A 1,945-nucleotide genomic window follows, 5' to 3' on the forward strand; every position below is an offset into this window, starting at 1 on the left:
GATCGGCCGTGAAGGTACCGAAGCTGCGGACTGGCTCCGGTGCCCGATCTGCCCTCACAGCAGCCATGTGCATAGTCGCTCCGACGTCGATGGCACCCGCGTTCGGGTGCACCATCGGCATCTTACCACCGTTCCTCGACTTCGATCTTTTGGGGTTCATATATCCAATCCTCCTGCTGACGGCGGCGGAAGGGCTGGGCTGCGCTATTGGTCAGATTCCTAAACGGGATCGCCGGATGGCGTCATCACTCTCAAGTGCGCAACAACCCATGGACCAGGTTTTTTAACGGGGTCACGTGCCACCAAAATCGTATCGGCCGCTCCCTTCCGGTCGGCATGAGCAACCGGCGACATAGGTAACAGTTCAAAGCGATGATCGACCGTGACCATGATCTGCCGAGCAGAGCGGAAGCTCTGAACATCAGCCGCGGCAGCGTCTATTGTAGCTAAGCCGATGAAGTGGACCCCGGATTTTGGACCGCCGCCGATTCTTGAAGCCCGACGCGACGCACTGGTCGATCCGCTTGATGGCTGCGGAAACTGGCTTTTCTCACATCACGATCCGCCGAATGTGGACGGCGTTCGGCTTGCAGCCGCACCGGGGATGTCCCGGTCTTTGTAGAAAAAAGCAGGGGCGGCGTTGCCCGCGTTGAGCCTGTAGGCTCGGGGTGCTGATTCCACGAAAGGAAAGCAACGCCATGAATAGGAATATCACATCTGCCTCGTCTCACGCTTTGGGAAATCGGGAGTATCCCGCGCAAGATTTGAAGGTCGAAGCCCTTCAGGGTCTGTCAACGATTTTTGAATAACTGTGTCTTGCAGCCGGAGGTGGAAGCGCTCGGCGAAATGCTCGAGCGGGACGCCGAGGCAGCCTGCGGTCCGCGACACGGACGCAGCCCGGCGAGGAAAGCGCACCGCTGTGGAAAGACGAAAGGGAAGCTCGGCTTCCATGGCGGCAAGGTTGAAACCGATCGCCCCCGAGTTCGCGGCTTCGACGGTAGGGAGCAGGCTCTTGCGACGTGGGAGGAGGCTTCGAGGAAGGATTTGCTGGGCAACTGGGCAATGAACCAGATGCTGATCGATGTCTCGACGCGCAAGTTCGGACGATCGGTTCGGCTGCCGGAGGGTGACATTACGGCGGGCAAGGGCGCGGGGGTGTCGAAATCGGCGGTGTCGCGGCGTTTTGTGGCTTGTCGTCGGCAAAGCTGCAGGAGTTCATGAGCGGCGATCTGTCGAAGCTTGATCTTTTAAGTAATCCAGATCGATGGGCTGCACCTGAGCGACGACCTGATGACGATCGGCGCGATCAGCATCGACAGCGTTGGCGAGAAACATCCGCTGGGGCTGGTCGAGGGCGCGACCGAAAACAGAGGTTCAGGCGCTGATCGACAATCTGATCGAGCGCGGGCTCGATCCCAAGGTGTGGCGGCTGTTCATCGTCGATGGGGCGAAGGCGTTGTCCAAGGCGATCCGGGGGCAAGGCGGCCGCGATCCAGCGCTGCCAAATCCATATCGTGGGCCGGACGGCCATTGTGTCGGCTGGGCTAATCTCAAGAGAGTTTGTGGCGATCCTCCAACGACACGGTGTACGCCGGAAATGCTGGCGAATGCGCCAAAGGCGGCACGGCCCGGAGCCCAATCGCTAACGCCGTCACTTCCGCACCCCGTCGGGGCTTTGTCCGCCCCAAATTTGACGGGCGGCTCTGACCGCTATGCGGCTGCGACCGCGCTAGTTGCTGGCGACCTGACCGGCCAAGCGAGCATCATTGACGGTGATACGCTCAAAATCCACGGCACCCGCATTCGGCTGTCCGGCATCGATGTGCCGGAGAGCACTCAGTTTTGCCGGGGCATTACAGTTGTGTTTTTGCTTTGAAGTGTGCGCGTTGGGCGGCCGCTTGATGCGCTCGACGCCAGAGTGACCATGCGACGATATGCGAGGGCG

The 1,945-nt window shown here is 60.4% G+C and carries 1 protein-coding gene and 3 pseudogenes; 3 read left to right on the plus strand and 1 reads right to left on the minus strand.

The annotated features are described in order from the left end of the window. From K288_RS54570 to K288_RS55425, 3 genes and pseudogenes are all read left to right on the plus strand, one after another. Positions 1-287 (plus strand): hypothetical protein (locus tag K288_RS54570; protein WP_043162485.1); only part of this gene is annotated, 287 nt, incomplete at its 5' end. A 210-nt stretch (positions 288-497) separates the two neighbouring features. Further along, a pseudogene (locus K288_RS53340) lies at positions 498-602 on the plus strand (IS630 family transposase); the annotation flags it as partial. Between the two features lie 198 nt (positions 603-800). Further along, positions 801-1,511 (plus strand): annotated as a pseudogene (locus K288_RS55425) (transposase); the annotation flags it as partial. Between the two features lie 218 nt (positions 1,512-1,729). On the opposite strand, the pseudogene K288_RS54575 reads toward K288_RS55425, so the two are convergent. Beyond that, positions 1,730-1,945, minus strand: a pseudogene (locus K288_RS54575) (hypothetical protein); the annotation flags it as partial.

This window comes from Bradyrhizobium sp. Ai1a-2 (assembly GCF_000426245.1).
Lineage (GTDB): Bacteria > Pseudomonadota > Alphaproteobacteria > Rhizobiales > Xanthobacteraceae > Bradyrhizobium.